This is a genomic window from Clostridioides sp. ZZV15-6388 (assembly GCF_020657755.1).
Lineage (GTDB): Bacteria > Bacillota > Clostridia > Peptostreptococcales > Peptostreptococcaceae > Clostridioides.
The window spans coordinates 1-239 of the sequence record NZ_JAGWCU010000155.1 but is presented as its reverse complement, the minus strand read 5'-3'; the positions used below and the strand labels follow the sequence as shown (position 1 = coordinate 239).

General features: G+C 31.4%; 1 rRNA gene. It reads left to right on the top strand.

The features are described 5' to 3' along the window. Window positions 1-162 precede the first annotated feature (162 nt). Window positions 163-239, top strand: a 5S ribosomal RNA gene (gene rrf / locus KGF48_RS20160); the annotation flags it as partial.

Genomic DNA, 239 nt, shown 5'->3' with positions numbered 1-239 from the left:
GCAATGTATTTAGCTTATCGATACTAATAGGTCGAGGACTTGACCAATATTTATTTGATGTTCATTGATTAAAATATATATGTAGTTTTTAGAGTGTTAACTCTAAAGAAATTAGTTTTACTAGTTTCAATAACTTAATAGTAATATTAAGCATAAAGATTATGTGGTTACAATAGCAGAGAGGATACACCTGTTCCCATTCCGAACACAGAAGTTAAGCTCTCTAGCGCTGATGGTAC